This window comes from Pedococcus sp. P2_E2 (assembly GCF_056403955.1).
Window position 1 is genome coordinate 100,746 of the sequence record NZ_JBFUEM010000008.1, and the last position, 20,094, is coordinate 120,839.

20 protein-coding genes are annotated in these 20,094 nt (G+C 71.0%); 9 read left to right on the forward strand and 11 right to left on the reverse strand.

Annotated features, from left to right (window positions below; all coding sequences use genetic code 11):
• Positions 1-32: 32 nt before the first annotated feature.
• The gene (locus AC1DWR_RS17405; RefSeq protein WP_477613789.1) at positions 33-884 is read right to left on the reverse strand and encodes a S1C family serine protease; all 852 of its coding nucleotides are present in this window, start codon (positions 882-884) and stop codon (positions 33-35) included.
• A 155-nt stretch (positions 885-1,039) separates the two neighbouring features.
• Between AC1DWR_RS17405 and paaK the strand changes: the two genes are divergently transcribed.
• From paaK to AC1DWR_RS17435, 6 genes are all read left to right on the forward strand, one after another.
• Positions 1,040-2,317, forward strand: coding sequence for a phenylacetate--CoA ligase PaaK (gene paaK, locus AC1DWR_RS17410; protein WP_477624877.1), 1,278 nt, complete (start codon positions 1,040-1,042; stop codon positions 2,315-2,317).
• Positions 2,318-2,389: 72 nt separating this feature from the next.
• Positions 2,390-2,902, forward strand: a complete 513-nt coding sequence (locus tag AC1DWR_RS17415; protein WP_477613787.1) for a hypothetical protein — start codon at positions 2,390-2,392, stop codon at positions 2,900-2,902.
• A 250-nt stretch (positions 2,903-3,152) separates the two neighbouring features.
• On the forward strand, positions 3,153-5,675 hold the full coding sequence (locus AC1DWR_RS17420) for an ATP-dependent Clp protease ATP-binding subunit (protein ID WP_477613786.1): 2,523 nt from the start codon (positions 3,153-3,155) through the stop codon (positions 5,673-5,675).
• Positions 5,676-5,791: 116 nt separating this feature from the next.
• Positions 5,792-6,958: an LCP family protein gene (locus AC1DWR_RS17425; RefSeq protein WP_477613785.1), complete on the forward strand. Its 1,167-nt coding sequence runs from the start codon at positions 5,792-5,794 to the stop codon at positions 6,956-6,958.
• On the forward strand, positions 6,951-7,526 hold the full coding sequence (locus AC1DWR_RS17430; RefSeq protein ID WP_477613784.1) for an amino-acid N-acetyltransferase: 576 nt from the start codon (positions 6,951-6,953) through the stop codon (positions 7,524-7,526). Before AC1DWR_RS17425 ends, AC1DWR_RS17430 begins: the two co-directional genes overlap by 8 nt.
• A gap of 89 nt (positions 7,527-7,615) precedes the next feature.
• On the forward strand, positions 7,616-8,062 hold the full coding sequence (locus AC1DWR_RS17435) for a hypothetical protein (RefSeq protein WP_477613783.1): 447 nt from the start codon (positions 7,616-7,618) through the stop codon (positions 8,060-8,062).
• A gap of 48 nt (positions 8,063-8,110) precedes the next feature.
• Here AC1DWR_RS17435 and AC1DWR_RS17440 read toward each other — a convergent pair whose 3' ends face one another.
• The 10 genes from AC1DWR_RS17440 to AC1DWR_RS17485 all read right to left on the reverse strand — a co-directional run bounded on the left by AC1DWR_RS17440 (position 8,111) and on the right by AC1DWR_RS17485 (position 17,551).
• Positions 8,111-9,640 carry an MFS transporter gene (locus AC1DWR_RS17440; protein WP_477613782.1) on the reverse strand — a complete coding sequence of 510 codons (1,530 nt, stop codon included), beginning with the start codon at positions 9,638-9,640 and terminating at the stop codon, positions 8,111-8,113.
• A 7-nt stretch (positions 9,641-9,647) separates the two neighbouring features.
• Positions 9,648-10,550: an HhH-GPD family protein gene (locus AC1DWR_RS17445; protein WP_477624878.1), complete on the reverse strand. Its 903-nt coding sequence runs from the start codon at positions 10,548-10,550 to the stop codon at positions 9,648-9,650.
• Entirely contained in the window at positions 10,547-11,623 is a 1,077-nt protein-coding gene (gene disA, locus AC1DWR_RS17450) for a DNA integrity scanning diadenylate cyclase DisA (protein WP_477613780.1), read from the reverse strand. Before disA ends, AC1DWR_RS17445 begins: the two co-directional genes overlap by 4 nt.
• A gap of 44 nt (positions 11,624-11,667) precedes the next feature.
• Entirely contained in the window at positions 11,668-13,053 is a 1,386-nt protein-coding gene (gene radA / locus AC1DWR_RS17455; RefSeq protein ID WP_477613779.1) for a DNA repair protein RadA, read from the reverse strand.
• A 70-nt stretch (positions 13,054-13,123) separates the two neighbouring features.
• Positions 13,124-13,552, reverse strand: coding sequence for an SRPBCC family protein (locus AC1DWR_RS17460; protein WP_477613778.1), 429 nt, complete (start codon positions 13,550-13,552; stop codon positions 13,124-13,126).
• A gap of 107 nt (positions 13,553-13,659) precedes the next feature.
• Positions 13,660-14,379 (reverse strand): class I SAM-dependent methyltransferase, encoded by a 720-nt coding sequence (locus AC1DWR_RS17465; protein ID WP_477613777.1) that lies wholly within the window; start codon positions 14,377-14,379, stop codon positions 13,660-13,662.
• Positions 14,376-15,176 carry a DUF3109 family protein gene (locus AC1DWR_RS17470; protein WP_477613776.1) on the reverse strand — a complete coding sequence of 267 codons (801 nt, stop codon included), beginning with the start codon at positions 15,174-15,176 and terminating at the stop codon, positions 14,376-14,378. Before AC1DWR_RS17470 ends, AC1DWR_RS17465 begins: the two co-directional genes overlap by 4 nt.
• Positions 15,177-15,317: 141 nt before the next feature.
• Positions 15,318-16,364, reverse strand: coding sequence for a HEAT repeat domain-containing protein (locus tag AC1DWR_RS17475; protein WP_477613775.1), 1,047 nt, complete (start codon positions 16,362-16,364; stop codon positions 15,318-15,320).
• 8 nt (positions 16,365-16,372) lie between these two features.
• Complete coding sequence (locus AC1DWR_RS17480) at positions 16,373-17,041, reverse strand: matrixin family metalloprotease (protein ID WP_477613774.1); 669 nt, start codon at positions 17,039-17,041, stop codon at positions 16,373-16,375.
• Positions 17,042-17,044: 3 nt separating this feature from the next.
• The gene (locus AC1DWR_RS17485) at positions 17,045-17,551 is read right to left on the reverse strand and encodes a hypothetical protein (RefSeq protein ID WP_477613773.1); all 507 of its coding nucleotides are present in this window, start codon (positions 17,549-17,551) and stop codon (positions 17,045-17,047) included.
• Positions 17,552-17,683: 132 nt separating this feature from the next.
• On the opposite strand from AC1DWR_RS17485, the gene AC1DWR_RS17490 reads away from it, so the two are divergent.
• From AC1DWR_RS17490 to AC1DWR_RS17500, 3 genes are read left to right on the forward strand one after another with little or no spacing between them, the layout of a single operon-like run.
• Positions 17,684-18,610 (forward strand): Ppx/GppA family phosphatase, encoded by a 927-nt coding sequence (locus tag AC1DWR_RS17490; RefSeq protein ID WP_477613772.1) that lies wholly within the window; start codon positions 17,684-17,686, stop codon positions 18,608-18,610.
• Between the two features lie 23 nt (positions 18,611-18,633).
• Positions 18,634-19,452 (forward strand): sugar phosphate isomerase/epimerase family protein, encoded by an 819-nt coding sequence (locus AC1DWR_RS17495; protein WP_477613771.1) that lies wholly within the window; start codon positions 18,634-18,636, stop codon positions 19,450-19,452.
• Entirely contained in the window at positions 19,449-20,042 is a 594-nt protein-coding gene (locus AC1DWR_RS17500; RefSeq protein ID WP_477613770.1) for a TetR/AcrR family transcriptional regulator, read from the forward strand. The genes AC1DWR_RS17495 and AC1DWR_RS17500 overlap by 4 nt, the downstream gene beginning before the upstream one ends.
• Positions 20,043-20,094: the final 52 nt, after the last annotated feature.

Here is a 20,094-nt window from a genome sequence, read left to right on the forward strand (position 1 = left end):
TTCGTTGCGCTGGTGCGGCGGGGTGAAGCGGGCTACTGCGGCGGGCTGCCGGCGACACCCCCGGCGGTGGCGATGGGGACGGCGAAACCGATGCCGACGAAGAAGTTCTGTTGCGAGGGGTTGGCCAGTCCGGTGACGATGCCGACGACCTGACCCGCCTTGTTGAGCAGGGGGCCGCCCGAGTTGCCGGGGTTCACGGCGGCGTCGAACTGGATGAGCCCCTTGAGCGTCTCGTCGGAGTCGACCTCGATCGTCCGGTCGAGCGCAGACACCACACCGGCGGACAGGGATCCCTTGAGGCCCAAGGGATGGCCGAGCGCGAACACGGGGTCGCCGACCTGTGCACCGCCACCCAGGACGGCGGGGACCACGACCTGGGGGAGCTCCTCCGGCGTGAGGACCGCGATGTCGGTCGCGGGGTCCTGCTCCTTGACGCTCGCGCTCGACTCCGTGCCGTCGGAGAACGTCACCTCGATGCTCTTCGCCCCCTTGACCACGTGCAGCGCGGTCAGCACCGCCCCCGCGGCGCTGATGACGACCCCAGCGCCGGTACCCCGCTCCGCACCGCTGCTGCCGGTGCGCTGCGTGGCGATCGTGACCAGTGACGGCAACGCCACCCGGTATGCCGCGGCCGCGTCAGGAGGCGCCTTGGCGGCCTCCTCCTTGGCCTTGGCGAGGCCGTCCTGGACGGCCTTGTCCACGTCTCTGCCCGTGATCGGCGCGGTGTCGGTGCCCCACGTCGCCGCGAGCACGGCCACCGAGAGCAGGGCCAGCACCACGATCGCGGCCACCAGCCACCGCCGCGGCGGCAGCCGCCTGCGAACGCGCGACGGGGTTTCGTCGACCACCTCCCGAGGTGGCTCGACGACCAGAGGCGAGCCCACCCGGTCCACCTTTCGCAGCGTACGTCCGATCCCGGCTCGGCGATACTGAAGCCGGGGATTCACGGCCAACTCTCAGGTTGGCGGCACGGGCTCGTCGGCGCAGGCTGGTGACGGCGGCATACCTCGCATGCCGTTGCGGCCGTAGATTGCCGGACATGGACAACGTCGTCTCCACCGTGGCGGAACTGCGCGCGCTCCAGCTGGACCGGATGCGCTGGAGCCTGGCCCACGCCTACGGCAACGTGCCGCACTACCGGGCCGCGTTCGACGCGGCGGGGGTGCGCCCCGACGACCTGCGCGACCTGGCCGACCTGGCGCGGTTCCCGTTCACGGCCAAGGCGGACCTGCGCGACAACTACCCGTTCGGGATGTTCGCGGTGCCGCGCGAACAGGTCGTGCGCGTCCACGCCTCGAGTGGCACGACGGGCAAGCCGACCGTGGTGGGCTACACGCGCGACGACATCGACATGTGGGCCGAGGTGATGGCGCGGTCGATAGAAGCCGCCGGGGGCCGCCCGGGCGACCTGCTCCACGTCGTCTACGGCTACGGGCTGTTCACCGGTGGGCTGGGTGCGCACTACGGCGCCGAGCGGCTCGGCTGCACCGTCGTGCCCGTCAGCGGTGGCATGACGCAGCGACAGGTCCAGCTCATCCAGGACTTCAGGCCACGGATCGTCATGGTCACGCCGTCCTACTTCCTCGCCATCCTCGACGAGATGGAGGCGCAGGGGATCGACCCCAGGCAGACCTCGCTCGAGATCGGGATCTTCGGCGCCGAGCCCTGGACGGAGCAGATGCGCGAGGAGGTCCAGCGACGCAGCAACATCCGGGCCGTCGACATCTACGGCCTGTCCGAGGTCATCGGGCCGGGGGTGTCGCAGGAGTCCGGGCTGACCCAGGACGGCCTGCACATCTGGGAGGACCACTTCTATCCCGAGGTCGTCGACCCGGTGACCGGCGAGGTGCTGCCCGACGGCGAGGAGGGGGAGCTCGTCTTCACGTCGCTGACCAAGCAGGCGATGCCGGTCGTGCGCTATCGGACCAGGGACCTGACCACCTTGCTGCCGGGGACGGCCTACCCCCAGTTCCGGCGGATGGCCAAGATCACCGGACGCAGCGACGACATGATGATCGTGCGCGGCGTCAACGTGTTCCCTTCGCAGATCGAGGAGCACCTGCTCACCGTCGAGGGCCTGACGCCGCACTACCTGTGCGTGCTGACCCGGCCCGGTCGGATGGACGAGCTCACGGTGCAGGTCGAGGCGGCGTCCGAGGCCTCCACGGGGGAGGACCGTGCCCGGATGGCCCGCGACCTCACGAAGCGGGTCAAGGACCGGGTCGGCGTGACGATCCGGGTCGACGTGCTCGCACCGCATGCCCTCGAGCGCTCGCTCGGCAAGGCGAGGCGGATCAGCGACCAGCGCCCGCACTGAGGGTCGGGGGGCGGCGTTCGCCGACGGCGAACAGTCCTTCCCGACCTCCCGTAATCGTGTAATCATCATTACATGGCAACGAAGACAACAGCGGAGGCGTGGCTGGCCGGCCGCCTCCCGACCGACTGGTTCACCGGCCCGGTCGAGGTCACCCGCGACCGCGACGAGCTCATCATCATCGGCACCCTCGCAGAACCCACCATGGACGACGGCGTCGACGACACCGACCGCACCATCGCCGCGCGGGGCCGGATCAAGTCCTTCCGCGAGGACACCCGGGAGCGACGCATCGAGATCGCCCGCGAGCTCGAGCACCTGAGCGGCCGCAAGGTCTCGTGGGGTGTGCGGGTGGGCGAGACCGAGGCGCTGTTCACCCATCTCGCGGCTCCCGTCATGACGCGGTTGAGGCAGCCCGAGCGCCAGGTGCTCGACACCCTCGTCGAGGCAGGGGTGGCCAAGAGCCGCTCCGAGGCGCTCGCCTGGTGCGTCAAGCTCGTGGCCGACAAGTCCGACAGCTGGCTCGGCGAGCTGCGCGAGGCGATGGCCCACGTCGACGAGGTGCGCAAGAAGGGCCCCACCGCCTGAGCGCGCTTCCCAGGTGAGGTGTGCCGGGGAGCGGGCTTCGCGGCATACCGAGCGGTTTGCGTCCGCCCACGGCGAACATGAGCGGAGGGCGCTCAGGGCGGGGAACAGCGGAGGAACGCCCCGCGTTCCCCCAACGAGTCGTGTCAGAGGAACTGTTTCGTCCCGATCGGGTATCGGTGGACGAAAGGCGTACGCCGGGACCTCACAGCACGGATAGCATCGAGGTGATCTCGATAGGCAGGAGCAGAAGATGTTTGAAAGGTTCACCGACCGGGCCCGTCGGGTGGTCGTGCTTGCGCAGGAGGAAGCGCGCATGCTCAACCACAACTACATCGGCACGGAGCACATCCTGCTCGGTCTCATCCACGAGGGTGAAGGCGTCGCCTCCAAGGCTCTGGAGAGCCTCGGCATTTCGCTGGAGTCGGTCCGCGAGCAGGTGCAGGAGATCATCGGCCAGGGGCAGCAGGCCCCGAGCGGCCACATTCCCTTCACGCCCCGGGCGAAGAAGGTCCTCGAGCTGAGCCTTCGCGAGGCGCTGCAGCTCGGCCACAACTACATCGGCACCGAGCACATCCTGCTCGGCCTGATCCGCGAGGGCGAGGGCGTCGCCGCCCAGGTCCTCGTCAAGCTGGGCGCCGACCTGAACCGCGTGCGCCAGCAGGTGATCCAGCTCATCTCCGGCTACCAGGGCAAGGAAGGTGGCTCCGGCGCCGGCCTCTCGGGCAGCGTGCAGCAGGAGGGGACTCCTGCCGGTTCGCTCGTGCTCGACCAGTTCGGCCGCAACCTCACGATGGCTGCCCGCGAGGGCAAGCTCGACCCGGTCATCGGGCGTGAGAAGGAGATCGAGCGGGTCATGCAGGTGCTGTCCCGCCGCACCAAGAACAACCCCGTCCTCATCGGCGAGCCCGGCGTCGGCAAGACCGCCGTCGTCGAGGGCCTGGCGCAGGACATCGTCAAGGGCGAGGTGCCCGAGACCCTCAAGGACAAGCAGCTCTACACCCTCGACCTCGGCGCGCTCGTCGCCGGCAGCCGCTACCGCGGTGACTTCGAGGAGCGGCTGAAGAAGGTCCTCAAGGAGATCCGCACCCGCGGCGACATCATCCTGTTCATCGACGAGATCCACACCCTGGTGGGTGCGGGTGCCGCCGAGGGCGCGATCGACGCCGCCAGCATCCTCAAGCCGATGCTGGCCCGCGGTGAGCTCCAGACCATCGGGGCCACCACGCTCGACGAGTACCGCAAGCACATCGAGAAGGACTCGGCGCTCGAGCGCCGGTTCCAGCCGATCCAGGTCGCCGAGCCGACGCTCAGCCACGCGATCGAGATCCTCAAGGGCCTGCGCGACCGCTACGAGGCCCACCACCGGGTGTCCATCACCGACGGTGCCCTCGTGTCTGCCGCCAACCTCGCCGACCGCTACATCAACGACCGGTTCCTCCCGGACAAGGCGATCGACCTCATCGACGAGGCGGGCGCGCGGTTGCGCATCCGCCGGATGACGGCTCCGCCGGACCTGCGCGAGTTCGACGAGAAGATCGCGGCCGTGCGGCTGGAGAAGGAGTCGGCCATCGACGGCCAGGACTTCGAGAAGGCCGCCCACCTGCGTGACGACGAGAAGAAGCTGCTGCAGGCCAAGGCCGAGCGCGAGACGCAGTGGAAGTCCGGCGACATGGACGTCGTGGCCGAGGTCGACGAGGAGCTCATCGCCGAGGTCCTGGCTGCCAGCACCGGCATCCCGGTCTTCAAGCTCACCGAGGAGGAGTCGAGCCGGCTGCTCCACATGGAGGACGAGCTGCACAAGCGCGTCGTCGGCATGGACGACGCCATCAAGGCGATGTCCCAGGCGATCCGTCGCACCCGCGCCGGTCTGAAGGACCCGCGTCGTCCCGGTGGCTCGTTCATCTTCGCCGGTCCCACCGGTGTCGGTAAGACCGAGCTCGCCAAGACGCTCGCCGAGTTCCTGTTCGGTGACGAGGACAGCCTCATCCAGCTCGACATGTCGGAGTTCTCCGAGAAGCACACTGTCTCAAGGCTTTTCGGTTCGCCTCCCGGCTACGTCGGCTACGAAGAGGGTGGCCAGCTCACCGAGAAGGTGCGCCGCAAGCCGTTCTCCGTGGTGCTGTTCGACGAGGTCGAGAAGGCTCACCCCGACATCTTCAACACCCTGTTGCAGGTGCTCGAGGACGGCCGCCTCACCGACTCCCAGGGCCGGATGGTCGACTTCAAGAACACCGTCATCATCATGACGACCAACCTCGGCACCCGCGACATCACCAAGGGCTCGCTCGGCTTCTCCGCCGGCGCGGACACCCAGAGTGGCTACGACCGGATGAAGAACAAGGTCACCGACGAGCTCAAGCAGCACTTCCGCCCCGAGTTCCTGAACCGCGTGGACGACATCATCGTGTTCCCCCAGCTCACGCGGGACGAGATCGTGGCCATCGTCGACCTCGAGATCGCCAAGCTGGACAAGCGGCTCAAGGACAAGGACATGGGCATCGAGCTCACCATCGAGGCCAAGAACGTGTTGGCCGCGAAGGGCTACGACCCCGTGCTCGGTGCGCGACCGCTGCGTCGCACGATCCAGCGCGAGATCGAGGACGTCCTGTCCGAGAAGATCCTCTACGGCGAGCTCAAGGCGGGCGAACTCGTGCTCGTCGGCGCCGAGGGCGAGGGCAAGAGCGGCACCTTCACCTTCGTCGGCACGCCGCACCCCGGCAGCATCGAGCTGCCGGTCGTGCAGACGGTGGCAGACTCCGCCGACGCCAGCTGAGGGGCGCCAGACCCAGACACAAGCCGAGGTATGCCGCGTGGTCACCACGCGGCATACCTCGGCTTTGTCATGGGCGAGTTCACGAAGCTGCGCGCAGAACGCTTACTCTGGAGCGCGTGTCTCATTCCCCCCTGCCTCGCCGTTCGGTCCTCGTCGGTCTCCTCGCCGCACCCCTGACCCTCGCCGCCTGCTCGAAGGACAAGCCCGCCGCTGGTCCCTCCAGCACCACGACGACCCCCGCGTCGACGCCGCCCCCAGCGCGGGTCACGGGCAAGCTGCCGGCTGACCTGCTCGCGACGATGACCGCCCTCTATCTCGGCGGCAAGCCGGCCACCGGTGGGTCGACCATCGCGGCCGCCCTCGCGAAGCGGACGCCGCGCTCCACCCCGGTCGCGGTGACCGGCACCACCGGCACGTGGCACGGTGCGCCCATCGCCACGGTCGTGCAGGGCAAGGACGTCACCCTGCTCGTCAAGGCCAAGGCCGGCTGGACCGTCGTGGGTGGCTGGTGGCCCTCGCTCAAGGTCGCGCGGCCGGCGTTCCCCACCATGCGGGTCCTCGCCATCGGGTCGGACGCCCGCAACCCACAGCCTGTGACCAAGTGTCGGGCCGACGCCCTCCACATCATCGGGGTGAACGCGACGAAGGGTGTCGGTGGCATCGTCGGCATCCCCCGCGACTCCTGGGTCCCGCTGCCCGGAGGTGGCAGCGGCAAGATCAACGCTGCCCTCGTCTTCGGTGGTGTCAACGGACAGGTCAGGACGGTCTCCCGTGCCTCGGGGGTGCAGATCGACGGCTACGTCATCACCGGGTTCAAGGGCTTCCGCGGGATGGTCAGGAGCCTGGGCGGAATCGTCTTCGTGGCGGCCAAGGCGCTGAAGAGCGTTGACGGCCTGGCGATCGTCAAGCCCGGGAGCAACAAGCTCGACGCCACGCACGCACTCGCCCTCGCCAGGGAGCGCAAGCACCTGCCCAACGGCGACTTCGGCCGCTCCGCCAACCAGGGCGCGATCATCCGGGCCGGCATGGTGATGGCCCAGAAGGCCGGCCCCGGCGCGTTGGCGGGGCTCCTGTCCAAGATGGGTCCCCACCTGAGCACCGACCTGAGCGTGTCCGAGGTGCTCAACCTGTCGGCCAGCCTCTACCTGTCCAACGCGGCCAAGGTCCCCAACACGGTGGTGCCCGGCGCGATCGGCACCCGGGAAGGCCAGTCGGTCGTCCTGCTGGGTTCCCCTGCCAGGAAGATCTTCGCCGACATGAAGAACGGCCGTCTCGGTGGCTGAGCCCGAGTCGGCTGAGCCGGGGCCCGTTGGGTCGGCCGACCCTGAGCCGGCGCCCCCCGTTCGGGACGCCGCGTCGGTCACCGTCCGGGCGGCGCGCACCAGCGACATCCGGACGATCCGGGAGATCGTGCGACCGCACTCCGACTCGCGGGTGCTCGTGTCGAAGGACGCGGTGACCTACTACGAGGCGCTCCAGCAGTTCCGGGTCGCCGAGCTCGATGGCGTGGTCGTCGGGTGTGGCGCCCTGCACGTGATGTGGGAGGACCTCGCCGAGATCCGGACCCTGGCGGTCCGGCCCGAGGCCAAGGGCCGCGGGGTGGGTTCGATGCTGCTGGACGCGCTGATGGCCGATGCCCGCGAGCTCGGGGTGCAGCGGCTCTTCTGCCTCACCTTCGAGGTCGACTTCTTCACCCGGCACGGCTTCGAGGTGATCGAGGGCCAGGCCGTCGATCCCGAGGTCTATGCGGAGCTGGTCCGGTCCTACGACGAGGGCGTCGCGGAGTTCCTGGACCTCGAGCGGGTCAAGCCCAACACGTTGGGCAACACCAGGATGCTCCGCACCCTCTGAGCTCTCTGCGCGTTTGCATCGATCCGGGGCGGGGGGCCTCCCTGCTGGCCTAAGGTGTCCGCACGGACCAGCGACCCAGGGGGGACACCGTGTTCAAGAGTGCTGAGGAGAGGGAAGCCGAGCGCCAGCAGCGCGAGGCGGAGCAGGCGCGGCTGGCTGCCGCTCAGGACCAGCAGCGCCACGAGGAGGAGGCCGAGCGCCAGCGGCAGGCCTACCTCGCCTCACCCGTCGGGGCAGCCACTGCGGCCCGAGATGCCGGCGAGCAGTTCTTCGAGCTTCAGCTCCACGTGCGGAACCAGCAGGGTCAAGTGTCGTTCGGTGCAGTGAAGACGTCGGGCTCCATGACGAGCTCGGCCTCGACCCTGGCCGAGGTCGAGGCCGTCGGGTGGCACCTCGAGCACGCGAGCTACTACTTCGCGGTCACGGGTCAGAGCAGCGCCGAGCGCGTCTTCGGCTCGGGGGAGAACACCGCGGTGACCGGCGTGACGGTGGGTGCCTACCTCTTCCGCCGGACCGCAGTCGCGGACTCGATGTAACCGCGCCGGGGACGCCCAGCTGCATCTACCTCGAGTGACGCGGCGCGCTCACCTCGAATCAGGCAGGGGGGCCGGGTGGGCTCGGTGGTGGCGGCTCATCCTGATCCGCACCGAGGCGGCGAGGACGAGCAGCAGGAGACCGGAGATCACCCCGAACCCGAGGCGGGGGATCAGCGGCAGCGCGATGCCGATCCCGCCACCGATGACCCACGCGATCTGCAGCACGGTCTCGGACCAGGCGAACACCCTGGTGCGCACCGACTCCTCGATGTCACGTTGCACCACGGCGTCGCTGCTCAGCTTGATGAGCTGGGCACCGAGTCCCGCCACCAGGCCGAGGACGAGCAGGGTGGTCAGGGAGTAGAACAGTGCCGCGGCCAGGGCGACTGCCACGTCGGCGATCAGGGCCACCGCGATGATCAGGTCCGGTCGCAGCCGGCGCAGGGCGTTGCCGATGACCGTGCCCAGGGCGTTGCCGGCGCCGGCTGCCCCCACGACGAGGGCCAGCACGAACGTGCCGCTGTGTCCTGGCAGCGGGTGCTCGCGCATGAGGAAGGCCATGAACAGCGTGAGGAACCCGGTGAGGAGTCGGGCGCCCACCGCGCTGCACAGCGCGGTCAGCACCGGGACCGGCAGGGCCGCCACCCGTGCCCGCAGCCGCTCGAACAACCCGAGCCTGCGGCCGTCGCGCCGGCCCACTGGCACCGGGCCGGAGTCCTCGATGTCCTGCTCGCCACTGCTGGAGTCCACCCGCGACGGCAGCCGGATGGCCAGCACGGTGCCCGCGACGTAGATGAGGAAGGCCAGCCGCAGGGACCACTCGGGTCCCACGCGCGCTGCCGCACCGGCCAGCGCTCCACCGACAGCCATCCCGGCCACCCCTGCCAGGGCGTTGCGGGAGTTGGCATTGACCAGGCTGAACCCGGGCGGCAGCAGTCGCGGCACCGCCGAGGCCCGCGTCACGCCGTAGGCCTTCGAGGCGACCAGGCATCCCAGGGCCGCAGGGAACAGCCAAGGCGAGTCGTTGGCGACGGCGCCCGCCAGCACCCAGCAGAGGAACGCCCGCAGGGCGAGGGTGGTGCCGATCGCCCAGCGGCGGCCGTGCCGGAACCGGTCGAGGAGCGGCCCGATGAAGGGCGCGAGCAGGGCGAAGGGAGCCATCGTGAGGACGAGGAACTGGGCCACCTGGCCGCGTGCCTCGTCGGTGGGGATCGCGAAGATCGTGCCGGCGAGGGAGACGGTGAGCGCGGCGTCGCCCATGAGGTTGACGAAGTGCAGCTCCACCAGCCTCGCGAGGCCGCTCTCGCCCGCACCGGCCGAGTGCGTGTAGGCCCGCGCCCGACGGGCACCGGCCTTGCTGCCCCGACCAGCCAGCCTGGCCCCCGCCACGGTGCCCCGGCCGACGACCCGGCCGGTGCGTGAGGCGCCGATGCGCAGTGCGTGGGCAGCTCGCCTGCCGGCGGTCGGCCCGGCGGTCGGCCCGGCGGTCGGCCCTTCGGTGGGCCCGCCGCTCGGCCCTGACGCGGAGCCGCCACCGACATCGCGTCCCCGGCCCTCGTCCTCGTCGCTGGGTGACATCGAGGTCTCAGCTCGCCTCGCGCGATGCGGGCAGCTGGTAGCGACCGCCCGCGAGCGGCTCGACCAGACCGTCCGCGACCAGTGAGTCGAGGCACCTCTCGCGTTGGATCTCGTTGTCGGACAACGCCTCCAGCGTGGCGCGCTGCACAGGCGTGTCGCTCGCGCGCAGCACCGCGAGCAGCGCGCCACGCAGCTGGCGGTCAGTGCCCTCCCAGGCCTGGCCCTTGCGGGCCGGACCTGAGTATGCCGGCCGGCCGGCGACCTGCCAGGCGCACAGGTCCGCCACGAGACAGTCCGAGCACCGCGGCGACCGGGCGCTGCAGACGAGTGCTCCGAGCTCCATGACCGCGACGCTCCACGTGCGGGCCTCGGCGGCATCGACCGGCACGAGGCCGGCAGCAACGGTGAGCTCGGCCCTGGTCGGTGACGGCGCGGCATACTCCTCGCCTGCCACGACGCGGGCCAGCACGCGGCGCACGTTGGTGTCGACGACCGTGGTCCGCTCGCCGAACGCGAAGGTGGCGACGGCGGCGGCGGTGTAGGTGCCGACCCCGGGGAGGGCGAGGAGCTCGGCCTCGGTCGAGGGGACGGCTCCCGCATGGTGCTCGGTCATCGCCACGGCGGCGGCGTGCAGCCGCAGGGCCCGGCGGGGGTAACCCAGTCGGCCCCACGCGCGGACCGCCTCACCAGGCGGGTCGGCCGCCAGGTCGCCCGGCGTGGGCCACCGCGCCAGCCACTCGCGCCAGACCGGCTCGACGCGGACCACGGGGGTCTGCTGGAGCATGATCTCGGAGACGAAGATGCCCCAGGGAGTGGCGTCCGGACGGCGCCACGGGAGGTCGCGGGCGGACACGGCGTACCACTCCAGCACCCGGTGGTGCAGGTGCTCAGGAGCGGTGCGGGTGCTCACACGTAGCGTTCGAGGATGCTCGACTCGGCCAGCCGGGACAGGCCCTCGCGGACGGCGCGGGCCCGGCCCTCGCCGACTCCCTCGACGTCCATGAGCTCCTCGAGGTTGGCGGCCAGCAGCTTCTGCAGGCTGCCGAAGTGCTCGACCAGCCGGTCGACGATCGCGCCGGGGAGGCGGGGCACCTTGGTGAGCAGGCGGTAGCCGCACGGGCTCACCGCCGAGTCGAGGGAGTCGCCGCCGACCGCGAACCCGACGGCCTTGGCCCCGGCGGACAGGTCGAGCAGCTCGGTGGAGGTGAGCTCCTCGAGGGCGGCCATCGCCTCGTCGAGCGTCAGGTCGGTCTTGGTGACGGGGAGGTAGTCGCGGACGACGAGCTCGCGGTCGTTGCCGAGGCCGCCGGTGAGCTCCTCGAGCTGCAGGGTGAGCAGGCGCCCGTCGACGCCGAGCTCGACGACGTAGCCGGAGATCTCGTCGCGGATCCGCCGCACCATCTCGAGGCGCTGGAGCACGCTGGCGACGTCGCGGACGGTGACGAGGTCCTCGATCTCGAGGGCCGAGAGGGTGCCGGTGACCTCGTCGAGGCGCGACTTGTAGCGCTCGAGGGTCTGGAGTGCCTGGTTGGCGCGGGACAGGATCGCGCTGGAGTCCTCGAGCACGTGGCGGCGGCCGTCGACGTAGATCGCGACGATCCGCATCGACTGGCTCACCGAGATGACGGGGTAGCCGGTCTGCTTGGCGACCCGCTCGGCGGTGCGGTGACGCGTGCCCGACTCGCTCGTCTCGATCGAGGGGTCGGGGACCAGCTGAGTGGCGGCCCGAAGGATGCGCGAGGCCTCACGGTCGAGCACGATCCCGCCGTCCATCTTGGCCAGCTCACGCAGGCGGGTGGCGGAGAACTCGACGTCGAGCGGGAAGCCGCCGGTGGACAGCTGCTCCACGGTCCGGTCGTGGCCGAGGACGATCAGGGCACCGGTGCGCCCCCTCAGGATGCGCTCGAGCCCGTCACGCAGCTCGGTGCCGGGTGCCACGGCGGCGAGGGTGGCGCGCAGCACCTCGTCCTCGCGAAGATCCACTGGTCAAACCCCTTTGGTGCCGCTGGCGTCGGTCTGGCGCGAGTCTAACTGTGCACGGGCTGCAGCGCCGCGCGCACCGCGGTCCGAATGTCGTCGCACTCGATCACCTGCATGCCCTCGGGTGTCGGGGCCGTGCCGAGGACGCCCGAGGGGACGTAGGCGGTGCGGAACCCCAGTCGTCCCGCCTCCGCCAACCGACGGGGTATGCCGGTCACCGGCCTGATCTCGCCCGCGAGCCCGAGCTCACCGAAGGCGATGGCGTTGTCGGGCAGCGGCTGGTCCTTGACCGCGCTGGCCACCGCGAGGGCGATCGCCAGGTCGGAGGCGGGCTCGGTGAGCCGCACACCGCCCACCGTGGAGAGGTAGACGTCGGCGTTGCCGATGGGCGCCTGGGCTCGCTTGGCCAGGACGGCGATGATCATCGCGACCCGGGCCGAGTCCAACCCGCTGGTGGCGCGCCGCGGCGTGGGGATCTCGCTCTTGGCGACCAGCGCCTGGACCTCGGTCATCAGCGGCCGGCGACCCTCGAGGGTCACGGTCACACAGGTGCCGGGCACGCTGAGGGTGCCCCGCGACAGGAAGAGCCCACTGGGGTCGGCCAGCCCCACGATGCCGACGTCGGACAGGTCGAAGCAGCCGACCTCGTCGGTGGGGCCGTAGCGGTTCTTGACCGCCCGCACGAGCCGCAGGCGGGAGTGCCGGTCACCCTCGAACTGCACGACCACGTCGACGAGGTGCTCGAGGACGCGGGGGCCGGCGATGGACCCGTCCTTGGTCACGTGGCCGACCAGGAGGGTGGCGATCCCGCGCGACTTGGCCACCTGGATCAGGGAGGCCGCGACCTCACGGACCTGGGTGACGTTGCCGGCCGACCCCTCGACGTCGCCGCTGGAGATCGTCTGCACCGAGTCGACGATCACGAGGTCGGGCTGCACCGCGTCGATCTGGCCGAGCACGGTCGCGAGATCGGTCTCCGACGCCAGGAACAACGAGGAGGCCATCGCCTCGATCCGCTCGGCCCGCATCCGCACCTGGGCCGCGGACTCCTCGCCGGTGACGTAGAGGACGGTGCGGCCGTTGCCGGACCTGGCCGCGCGGGCGGCCACGTCGAGCAGCAGCGTGGACTTGCCGATGCCGGGCTCGCCCGCCACGAGCACCACCGCCCCGGGCACGAGCCCGCCGCCGAGCACCCGGTCGAACTCACTGACGCCGGTGCTGACCGCCTCGGCTCGACGGGCGTCGACCTGACCGATGGGCACGGCGGGCCGCTCCACGCGGGCGGCAGCGGTGGTGCGCACGGTGACGGCGCCGATCTCGCTGACGCTGCCCCAGGACTGGCACTCGCCGCAGCGGCCGACCCACTTGACGGCGGTCCAGCCGCACTCGGAGCAGCGGAAACCGCTCGACCTGGTCGTCGTCTTCGCTGCCATGGTCGACAACCTACGGCGCGGCACCGACAGGCCGGCGGACCGGCCGCGCGACCTGCCGGAGCCCAGTGGTTCAGTGCCCTTCGGCGACCTTCTTGAGGCCGTCGAGCATGCCCTGCCAGTTCTGCGAGAACTGCTCGGCCTGCTTGGCGCTGTCGCAGCCGTCCTGGGTGAGCTGGACCGTCGTGCCCTCACCGTCCGGCGACAGCTCGTAGCGCACGCGGTGGTAGTTCTCGGGGATGTCCTCGTCCCCGGTCATCGGGCTGTAGTGGGTGACCTCGAGCAGCCGTCCGGGCTCGGCCTGCAGCACCTCGCCCTTGTCCTGGTAGGGCTTGCCCTCCCACTCCCCGGTCCAGGTGATCGGGCTGCCGGGCTGCCAGTCGCTGGCGACCTCGCTGCCCATCATGTACTCGGCGACGAGCTTGGGTTCGGTCATCGCCTGCCAGACCCTGTCGGGGTCGGCGTCGATGGTGGTGCTGGCCGTGGCCACGTGGTCGGTCATGGTGCCTCCTGGGGGGGCCGGGGTGTCCGGTTCCATCCACCTTGTCCCCCGACGGTGCCCGTGTCCAGACCTCGGGCGTCACCCGGGTGGCCGCCGACACCACCGCGTCAGTAGTGGCGCCACCACAGGCTGACGGCGTAGTCGACCCCGGTGCCCTCGTGCTCCGCGAGGATGCCCTCCGCTGCCGTCTCGGGGAACTCGATCCGCACCACCGACTCGAACTCCTCGCGCGAGTCGAACTCCCAGTCGATCACCAGCCGCTCGCGTGACCATCCCTGGCGGGCCCAGAAACGTTCCACCGCAACGGGATCGTAGGAGGGGTTGGCCCGCGTGAACCACCTGCCGAAGGTCGAGCGGGTGGCGTCGTTGTCGATCACGTATGCCGTGCCGCCGGGTCGCAGGACCCGCTCCAGCTCCTGCAGGCCGGGTTCACAGCCGGCGCCGAAGAAGTAGGCCCACCGGGCATGGGCGATGTCCATGGAGGCATCGGCCAGCGGCAGGGACTGGGCGACACCCTCGACGACCCGCACGTCCGGCATACCTGAGATGCGTTGCTCCGCAAGGGAAACCAATGGAGGGTGCGGCTCCACGCCGACCACGCTCGCGCAGCCGAGCGAGGCGAACCGGGGCAGGTGGAACCCGGTCCCGCAGCCCACGTCGACGAGGTCCGCGCCGGCGAACGGGTGCAGCGACGCCATCGCGGCCTCGATGAGCCCGGCGCGGTCGACGCCGAGGTTCTCGACCTCGTAGACGTCGGGGGAGTCCCAGATGTTGGGGCTGCGCGTCGGCTCGGGCGGCGACCCGGGCGGCTCCGGCGTCGAGCTCATCGGGACTTGCGGGCCTCTTGCGCGGCCAGCGTCGCGGGATGCACCAGGAGGGGAAGCATCTTGCGTGAGTAGGCGTTTCGGGCAGCCTTCACGCTCGCGAGGTGCGCCTCGCAACGGATCTCGAGCTCGGCGTAGGCGTCCTCACCCATCAGCTCGACCAGCTCAGCGCGGTTGCTGCGGAACACCGGCTCCCGGCCGACGTGGGCCTCGGGGTTGCTCGAGCAGTACCAGTCGAGGTCGTGGCCACCGGGCCCCCAGCCGCGGCGGTCGTACTCGGTGATGGTGACCTCCTGCCAGCTCGACCCGTCAGGCATCTCCACCTTGCGGTAGGTGCGGCGGATCGGTAGCTGCCAGCAGACGTCCGGCTTGACGGTGTGCGGCTCCTTGCCGGTGAGCACCGCGTGCTGGTGCAGCGCGCAGCCGGCACCGGCGGGGAACCCCGGCCGGTTGAGGAAGATGCAGGCGCCGTCGACGACCTTGGTCTTGAGGGCGTCGTCCTCCTTCTCGGTCCAGGCGCCGAGCTTGGTGGAGCCGGGGTGCAGCTGCCACTCGTCCTCGCCGAGCTCCTTGACAGCCTTCTTGACCCGCTTGACGTCGTCGTCGTCGGTGAAGTGGGCGCCCAGGGTGCAGCACCCGTCGTCGGGTCGGCCGGCGTAGATCCCCTGGCAGCCGTTGCCGAAGATGCACGTCCAGCTCGACGTCAGCCAGGTCAGGTCGCAGCGGAACCGCTGGCCCGTGTCGGCGGGATCGGTGAACTCCACCCAGATGCGGGCGGTGTCGAGCGGGGTCTCAGGCACATTCGCAACCTTACGTCGCGCAGTGCGCCGCACTCGGCGTGGCCCGCATGCCGGTCGTGCCCGAGAGGCGGCAGACCGCCGCCCGAGAGGCGGCAGACCGCCTCCTCGGGAGGCGCCGGACCGCCTCCCGGGCGCGGGCCTTCAGCCGATCGGTGCGGGCACCGGACCGGAGGGGTCGAACTGCAGGGGCACTGGCGCCGGCTGCCGACGCGGCGTCGTGATGCCCTTCTCGGTGCGGCCGTCGACCTCCAGCTTGCCGCCGACGAGCGACACCGTGACGTGCGCCGCGGTGGCGCCCGGGGTGTCGACCGCGTCCACGGTCACCGACAGCCCGCCCTCGACGACCGTGCCCCGCCCCACGAAGCCGACCTCACCGGTCGGCCGCGCCACGGTGACGGCCAGGCCGTCTCCGTCGGGCCGGGTCAGCACCACCCAGCGGACGAAGGTCGTGCCCATCGACTCGTTGACGCCGAGCAGCGCGCCGGCGATGCCGGGCGCCGACGCGAGCGACTCCGGGTCCTTGCCTGCGAGCACCACGTGCGTGCGGTCCCCACAGCTGAACGCACCCACTGGCGCGGCGCCCTCGGGCACCAGCGACCGCCAGGGCAGGTCCGCGGTGGCGGCCTTCCGCGCGACGGGGAGCTCGACCGGCTGGACGCGGGTCTTGAGCCGCGCCGTCACCGGCAGCACCGGCGCGGTCTCACCGGGGAGCTGTTGTCGGGGGTCGGCCGGGTCGACGGCCGCTCCCACCCGGTGGGCCAGCAGGCGTGCCGAGGCGCTCGCGCGAGTGCTGGCGTGCGGCCAGTCAGCGAGCTCGCTCGCCGTCCGCAGTCGCCGCACGTCACTGCGAGCGCCCAGGTTGGTGAGGCCTGCGGACGCCGCCGCGACGAGCTGGCCGTCCTCGGCCTGGTCGACCACCTTGCGCAGGGCGCGCAGCGAGGTCGGCGAGTGCACCTGTGCCAGGCCCTTGGCCGCGGCGACGCGCACCTGCGGTTCGTGATGGTCCGAGACCACCTTGGCCAGGGCGTTGGTGGCCCGGCGCCCGGCGACCTTCTCCGGGCCGGCGGCGGCCGCCTCGGACAGGATGGCGATCGCTGCCCCAGGGGTCAGTGTGGTGGGTTTGCCGGCGAGGGCCGCGATGGCCCCCGACACGGTGCGGTCCTTGCGGGACCCGATGATGACTGACATGTCGCCTCCTAGCAGGGGTTCTTCATGCGGCAGTGGTCCCGCATGTTGTCGGCTTCGGACGTGGTGATGACGCCCCCGTTGGGGATCGTCGGGTTCATCAGTGCCGTGGAGCTGTTGCGGTGGCTGAGGCCCAGGTAGTGGCCCAGCTCGTGCGCGGTGGCGAAGTCGGAGACCCCGCCCCCCGCGTTCATCTCGACGACGCTGCCGTCCATCCCCTTGGCGTTCTTGTCGCACGGACCGTCGACCCGGGACAGGCCGGCGGTGCTGCCGACGTACATCCGGACGAAGAACAGGTCCAGCGCGTCGTTGGGCACGGTCCACTCGTCGGTGAGCGTCTCGGCCTCCCCGTCGGAGTTGATGACGTCCCGCCCGTTGGCGTCGCCGGTCGAGATGACGAAGTGCTGGATCCGCCCGACCCCCATCGACCGGCCGGCACCGGCATACAGGTCCCGGGTCTTGGCGACGGCGCGGTCGATCTCCACCGCGTCGTTGAAGGTGAACTGGTCGGACCCGACCTCGATGCAGTTCACGTGGACGAACTTGCTCCCGAGCCGGTCCAGCTGGGTCTTCAGCGACACGGGGACCGAGTTGGTCAGCTGCCCCATGAAGTCACGGCGGACCGAGAGTGGCGACGTCGCGATGCCGATGCAGGCGGCGCGTTGGCGAAGGCTGGCCACGGGTCAGCCCTCGAGCTTCTTGATTCTGGCGTCGAGGTGCTTGATGAGGTCGCTGTAGCGGGCCAGCGTGTCCTCGAGGCTGAGGTGGCCGAACGGGCTCTTCACCGTCAGCGTGCCGTTGACGACGACCGCCCCGTTGATCTTCAGGGGTCCGTTGATGGTCACCCCGCCCGGGTAGTCGTGCGCCCAGTTGATGGTCAGGCCGTCGTCGAAGTCGTGCACGAGTGCCCGTCGCCACGGCGTGGAGCTCTTGCGCCGCGCCGCGTGGTCGAGCACCACGTCGGCCTGGTGACAGGTCAGCCGGAACCCCTCGACCGTGACGCCACCGGGGTAGTCCGAGTCCCAGTTCAGCGTCATGCCGTCCTTGAAGTCGTGCACGATCGCGCGGCGCTGCCCAGCACCGGTGGAGCGACGGCTCGGCGCGTCGATGACGACATCGGCGGCGGTCGTCTTGAAGACGTCCCCCTGGGCCGTCGTGGTGTTCCCGTCCAGACGCAGGTCTGCATCCATGCTTGTTCCCCCCTGTTCGACAAGGCCCCGACGGCCCCGTCCCCGCAGGCAAGGAGGCTCGGGAAGGACTTCGTGATACCTCTGCGGTGAACCGTCCCAGTGGCCGGCCACCTCAGCCGATACCGTGCAGCCATGCGCCTCGGGGTCATCGACGTCGGCTCCAACACCGTCCACCTGCTCGTCGTCGACGCCCATCGCGGGGCCCAGCCCCTCCCCGCCACCTCGCACAAGATCGAGCTGCGGCTCTCTGAACACGTGACCGACGGCGGTGACATCGCCGAGTCGGGCGAGGCCGCGCTCATCGAGTTCATCGGCGAGTGCCTCACGGTTGCGGAGGACCAGGGCGTGGAGGAGGTGATGGCCTTCGTCACGAGTGCGATTCGTGAGGCTCCGAACGGCGAGGAGGTGCTGTCCCGCGTGCGCGCGAGGACCGGGGTGGAGCTCCAGGTGCTCTCCGGTGAGGACGAGGCGCGGCTGACCTTCCTGGCCGCACGTCGGTGGTTCGGCTGGTCGAGCGGCACGCTCCTGGTGGTCGACATCGGTGGCGGGTCGCTCGAGCTCGCCGCCGGCATGGACGAGGACCCCGACGCCGCCGTCTCCCTCCCCCTCGGGGCCGGGCGGCTGACCCGCGACCTCCTCCCCGGTGACCCGCCGACGGCGGAGGTGGTCAGGGAGGCGCGCCGGGCCATCCGGCTGCGCATGGCCGCGGCCATGCGGCCCCTGGCCAAGGCCGGGACCGCCGACCGTGCCGTCGGCACCTCCAAGACGATGCGTTCGCTCGCCCGCGTCACCGGCGCGGCGCCGAGCAGTGACGGTCCGTATGCCGCGCGCAGCCTCGAGCGCAGCGCGCTCGCCTCGCTCGTCGCCGACCTGGGCGGGATGACCGCACACCAGCGGGAGCGGCTGTCGGGCGTCTCGGCCAGTCGCTCGCCACAGCTGCTCGCCGGTGCCCTCGTGGCCGAGGCGGCGATGGACCTGCTCGGCCTGGAGCGCCTCGAGATCTGCCCCTGGGCGCTGCGCGAGGGGGTCATCCTGAGCCGACTCGACGCGATGCGCTGACCCGCGCTGGGTAGGCTCGGTGCATGGCCCAAGCCGTGTCGATCCCAGGAGCCACGGTGGCCCTCTCGACCGCGTCGGTCTACCCGGACACCTGCGCGTCGGCCTTCGCCACGGCGGCCCGGCTCGGCTACGACGCCGTCGAGGTGATGGTCTGGACCGACCCCGTCTCGCAGGAGGCCGGCGCGCTCGCGGCGCTGTCCCGGCTCCACGGCATACCCGTCGTGTCGGTGCACGCACCCACGCTCCTGCTCACCCAGCGCATCTGGGGACCCGACCCGTGGACCAAGGTGGACAACTCGATCGCCCTGGCCCAGGAGGTGGGGGCGTCCACGGTGGTGCTGCACCCACCCTTCCGGTGGCAGAAGGAGTACGCCGGCGAGTTCGTCGAGGGGGTGGCGCTGCGCGAGCACGAGACCGGCGTCGCACTGGCCGTCGAGAACATGTTTCCCTGGCGCGCCCGGCAGCGGGAGTTCGAGGCCTACCTGCCGCACTGGGACCCGGTGCCCCAGGCCTACGACAACGTGACCCTCGACCTCTCGCACACGTCGACGGCGGGCTCCGACGCCATGGCCATGGCCGCGGCGCTCGGGCCCCGGCTCGCCCACGTCCACCTCGCCGACGGCCTGGGCTCCCTCAAGGACGAGCACCTCGTCCCCGGGCGCGGCACCCAGCCCTGTGCGGAGTTCCTCGAAATGCTTGCGGTGCAACAGTTCTCGGGATCGGTCGTCGTCGAGGTGGGGACCCGCAAGCTCACCCAGGAGCAGCGGGAGGTCGACCTCGCCGAGTCCCTGGCGTTCGCCCGGCTGCACCTCGCGACCGCGACGACGGTCGGCGCGTCATGAGCCCCCGTGGACGCCGCCCCGGAGGTGTGGACACGCGCCAGGCCATCGTCGAGGCCGCCCGGGTCGACTTCGCCGACCAGGGCTACGACGGCACCTCGCTGCGTGGCATCGCCCGCCGGGCTGCGGTCGACCCGGCCCTGGTGCACCACTACTTCGGCGGCAAGGCGCAGCTGTTCGCGGCCGTGATGGACATCCCGGCCGACCCGGCGGCGCTGATCAGCGCCGTGGTCGAGGGGCCACGGGACCAGGTGGGCGAGGCGCTGGTGCGGACCTTCCTCGCGGTCTGGGACTCCGAGGACGGGAGGCAGCGCTTCCAGGCCCTGATGCGGGCGGCGGTCAGCCACGAGGAGGCGACCCGGATGCTGCGCGAGTTCCTGACCCGCGAGGTCTTCGGCAGGGTGCTGCGGGCGATGGCAGCCGACGGCGACCGGCCGGCCGACCTCGAGCTGCGCGCCGGTCTGGCGGCGTCCCAGATGGTCGGGCTGGCGATGATGCGCTACATCGTGGAGTTCCCGGCGGTGGTGGACGCCGAGCACGACGAGCTGGCCGCCCTGGTCGGGCCCACGATCCAGCGCTACCTCGCCCCGTAGGGCGACCCCGCGGCATACCGGAGGACGACCAGGCTCGGCAGGTGCGCGGGTT